Origin of the sequence: Comamonas sp., from assembly GCF_036643215.1 — a bacterium.
In the GTDB taxonomy this organism is placed as follows: domain Bacteria; phylum Pseudomonadota; class Gammaproteobacteria; order Burkholderiales; family Burkholderiaceae_C; genus Comamonas.
Genome location: NZ_JAVXSJ010000071.1, coordinates 1 through 4,350 on the forward strand (window position 1 = coordinate 1; position 4,350 = coordinate 4,350).

Sequence of the window (4,350 nt, forward strand, 5' to 3'; positions counted from 1 at the left end):
CTTCCAGGTTGATGTCCTTGATCTTGCCGGTCAGGTCGTCCAGCTTAGCCTTGCCAGCGGGCTTCAGAACCGACTTGTCGAAGTCGAAGAAGGCGTCAGCAGAGTAAGTGACCTTGGAAGCAATAGCTGCAGGAGCTGGAGCAACAGGAGGAGCAACAACAGCGGGAGCAGGAGCAGCAACTTGGGCCTTCAGTGCACCGTCGCAATCAACAGCGGCAGTAGCAGGAGTCCAGTTGGCATCGCGCCAGCACAGTTCGTTTGTGCCGTTCTTCCACACCAGTTCGCTGGTGCCGTTTTGCCAGTTGTCGATGACGTTGCCGCCATTAGCAGCCTTAACTTGTGCGCCAGCGGCCGTCACGAGGGCAGCAGAGGCAAACAACATCGCCACTTTGTTCAGTTTCTTCATGGTTCTCCTCTTGGGGAAAAAGCCGCAGCAGGGCTGCGAATCTGTGGACGTCATCAGTGACCATCACCAAAAACGTTGAAACGATTGTGCCATACGTAACATGCAAGAGTGTTGTCAACTAAGCTCCAACAAGTAGGAGAGCTATGTAATTCCTAAGTTATGTTGCTCTGCTGCCACACGCCATTCGACCTAAAATGGTTGCTTTCCAGCCGTCAAAGTATCACTAGACATGACCCAGTTTGCTAAAGAAACTCTGCCCATCAGCCTTGAAGAGGAGATGCGTCGCAGTTATCTCGATTACGCCATGAGCGTGATCGTGGGCCGGGCGCTTCCTGATGCGCGTGATGGCCTCAAGCCTGTGCACCGCCGCGTTCTGTACGCTATGCACGAACTCAATAACGACTGGAACCGCCCTTATAAAAAGTCAGCGCGTATCGTCGGTGACGTGATCGGTAAGTACCACCCTCACGGCGACAGCGCGGTCTACGACACCATCGTGCGTATGGCTCAGGACTTCTCTCTGCGCCACATGCTGGTGGACGGACAGGGCAACTTCGGTTCGGTGGATGGCGACAGCGCCGCTGCCATGCGATATACCGAAATCCGTCTCTCGAAGATCGCCCACGAAATGCTGGGCGATATCGACAAGGAAACCGTGGATTTCGGCCCCAACTACGACGGCTCTGAAAGCGAGCCGCTGGTACTGCCAAGCCGCTTGCCCAACTTGCTGGTCAACGGCTCTTCGGGCATTGCCGTGGGTATGGCCACGAATATTCCGCCGCACAACCTCAATGAGGTCGTTGACGCCTGCCTGCATCTGCTGCAGAACCCTGAAGCCAGCATTGATGACCTGATGGAAATCGTGCCCGCGCCCGACTTCCCCACGGCCGGCATCATCTACGGCATCAACGGCGTCAAGGAAGGCTATCGCACCGGTCGCGGCCGTGTGGTGATGCGCGCCAAGTGCCACTTCGAGGACATCGACCGTGGCCAGCGCCAGTCCATCATCGTTGATGAGCTGCCCTACCAGGTCAATAAAAAGACGCTGCAAGAGCGCATGGCCGAGCTAGTGCACGAGAAGAAAATCGAAGGCATCAGCCACATTCAGGACGAGTCGGACAAGTCCGGCATGCGCCTGGTGATTGAATTGAAGCGCGGTGAAGTGCCCGAGGTTGTGCTCAACAACCTCTACAAGCTCACCCAGCTGCAAGACACCTTCGGCATGAACATGGTGGCGCTGATCAACGGTCAGCCCAAGCTGTGCAATCTGAAGGATTTGATCGAAGTCTTCCTGCAGCACCGCCGCGAAGTGGTGACACGCCGCACCGTGTTCGAGCTGCGCAAGGCCCGCGACCGCGGCCATGTGCTGGAAGGTCTGGCCGTTGCACTGGCCAATATCGACGACTTCATCGCCATCATCCGCAGCGCGCCCACGCCCCCCGTGGCCAAGGCCGCGCTGATGGAAAAGTCGTGGGATAGCAAGCTGGTGCGCGAAATGCTCACCCGCACGCGCACCGATGGCGGCGTGATCAATGCCGACGACTACCGCCCCGAGGGCCTGGAAGTCGAATACGGCATGCAGCAAAACGGTCTGTACCGCTTGTCCGAGACTCAGGCGCAGGAAATTCTGCAGATGCGTCTGCAGCGCCTGACGGGCCTGGAACAAGACAAGATCGTGGCCGAGTACAAGGACATCATGTCGGTCATCGAAGACCTGCTGGACATCCTTGCCAAGCCCGAGCGCGTCTCCGTCATCATTGGCGAAGAGCTGAACACAGTAAAGGCCGAATTCGGTCAGACCAAGAAGGGCGAGCGCCGTTCTACCGTCGAGTACAGCGCGCAAGACCTGTCTACCGAAGACCTGATTACGCCCACCGACATGGTGGTGACGCTCTCGCACACCGGCTATATCAAGAGCCAGCCCCTGTCCGAATACCGCGCCCAAAAGCGCGGTGGTCGCGGCAAGCTGGCCACGGCCACGAAGGAAGACGACTGGATCGACCAGCTCTTCATCGCCAACACGCACGACTACCTGCTGTGCTTCTCCAACCGTGGCCGCATGTACTGGCTCAAGGTCTGGGAAGTGCCGTCGGGCTCGCGCGGCTCGCGTGGTCGCCCCATCGTCAACATGTTCCCGCTGCAAGACGGCGAGAAGATCAACGTGGTGCTGCCGCTGACCGGTGAAAACCGCAGCTTCCCTGAAGATCATTACGTCTTCATGGCCACCAGCATGGGCACCGTCAAGAAGACAGCGCTGACCGAATTCAGCAACCCCCGCAAGGCCGGCATTATTGCCGTGGGTCTGGACGAGGGCGACTTCCTGATCGGTGCAGCACTGACCGACGGCAAGCACGACGTGATGCTGTTCAGCGACGGCGGCAAGGCTGTGCGTTTTGATGAAAACGATGTGCGCCCCATGGGCCGCAATGCCCGCGGCGTACGCGGCATGAACATCGACGACACCCAGAACGTCATCGCCATGCTGGTTGCCGAGGCCGACGACGGCACGGGCAATGTGGCAGAAGGCTCGCAAAGCGTGTTGACCGCCACCGAAAATGGCTACGGCAAGCGCACCGCCATCAGCGAATACACCCGCCACGGCCGTGGCACCAAGGGCATGATTGCCATTCAGCAGTCCGAGCGCAACGGCAAGGTGGTGGCAGCCACTCTGGTCGCGCCTGAAGACGAAATCATGCTGATCACCGACACCGGCGTGCTGGTGCGTACCCGCGTCGCGGAAATCCGCGAACTGGGCCGCGCCACACAGGGCGTGACGCTGATCAACCTGGACGCTGGTGCCAAGCTCATCGGCCTGCAGCGCATTGTGGAAAATGATGCCAACGACGCCGAAGGCAGCGTTGATGAAGCCGAAGGCAATACCGCTGCAGACGGCGCCGCTGAAGGCTCGACAGAGCCAGGCGACGCCTCTTAAGCCACTGTCCAGGAAAGCCGCCACGCGCCTGAAATTCAGGCCGTGGCGCAATGTTTTTGATAGCTGAAAGCGCAAGCCAGGCAAGCGCTTTCACATGTTTTGAGCGCAAATCTGATGAACCGCCCCTATAACTTCTCCGCAGGCCCCGCCGCTATCCCTGAAGAAGTGCTGCAAACCGCAGCCGCCGAAATGCTGGACTGGCACGGCTCTGGCATGGGCGTGATGGAAATGAGCCATCGCGGCAAGGAATTCATCAGCATTTACGAAGCCGCAGAAGCCGATCTGCGTGAGCTGCTGGCCGTGCCCGCCCACTTCAAGATTCTGTTCATGCAAGGCGGCGGTCTGGCTGAAAACGCCATCGTGCCCATGAACCTTTCGCGCGCCGGCGTGACCGATTTTGTGGTGACCGGCAGCTGGAGCCAGAAGTCGGCCAAGGAAGCCGTCAAATACGCCAGCGAAGCCAATGTGATTGCCACCGGCAAGGACAGCGACTACACCACGATCCCCGCAGCCAGCAGCTGGAATCTGAGCCGCGGCGCAAGCTACGTGCACATCTGCAGCAACGAAACGATTCACGGTGTGGAGTTTCAAGAGCTGCCCGACCTGAAAGCGCTGGGCTCGGATGCGCCACTGGTCATCGACTTTTCCTCGCACGTCGCATCGCGCTCCATCGACTGGAGCCGCGTGGGCCTGGCCTTTGGCGGCGCGCAAAAGAACATTGGCCCTGCGGGCCTGACCATCGTCATCGTGCGCGAAGACCTGCTGGGCCACGCCCTGCCCGTCTGCCCCAGCGCCTTTGATTACAAGACCGTGGCCGACAACGGCAGCATGTACAACACGCCCCCGACCTGGGGCATTTACATGGCAGGCCTGACGTTCAAATGGCTCAAGCAGCAAACAGAAGGCACGCTGACCGGCGTGGCCGCCATGGAGGCGCGCAATATCGCCAAGGCCGATCTGTTCTACAACTATGTCGATCAGTCGCGCTTTTACGTGAACAAGGTGGCCGAGA

At 59.3% G+C, this 4,350-nt stretch carries 2 protein-coding genes and 1 pseudogene; 2 read left to right on the top strand and 1 reads right to left on the bottom strand.

The genetic code is table 11. From position 1 onward, the window contains the following. Positions 1-406, bottom strand: a pseudogene (locus RSF91_RS19540) (outer membrane protein OmpA); the annotation flags it as partial. 229 nt (positions 407-635) lie between these two features. Between RSF91_RS19540 and gyrA the strand changes: the two are divergent. Together gyrA and serC are read left to right on the top strand one after the other, a co-directional pair. Continuing rightward, the gene (gene gyrA / locus RSF91_RS19545) at positions 636-3,338 is read left to right on the top strand and encodes a DNA gyrase subunit A (RefSeq protein WP_332569966.1); all 2,703 of its coding nucleotides are present in this window, start codon (positions 636-638) and stop codon (positions 3,336-3,338) included. A 114-nt stretch (positions 3,339-3,452) separates the two neighbouring features. Further along, positions 3,453-4,350 (top strand): 3-phosphoserine/phosphohydroxythreonine transaminase (serC, locus tag RSF91_RS19550; RefSeq protein ID WP_332569967.1); only part of this gene is annotated, 898 nt, incomplete at its 3' end.

Excerpts from the sequence above, each read along its gene's own strand:
- gyrA (WP_332569966.1), top strand. The coding sequence starts at position 636 with ATGACCCAGTTTGCTAAAGAAACTCTGCCCATCAGCCTTGAAGAGGAG.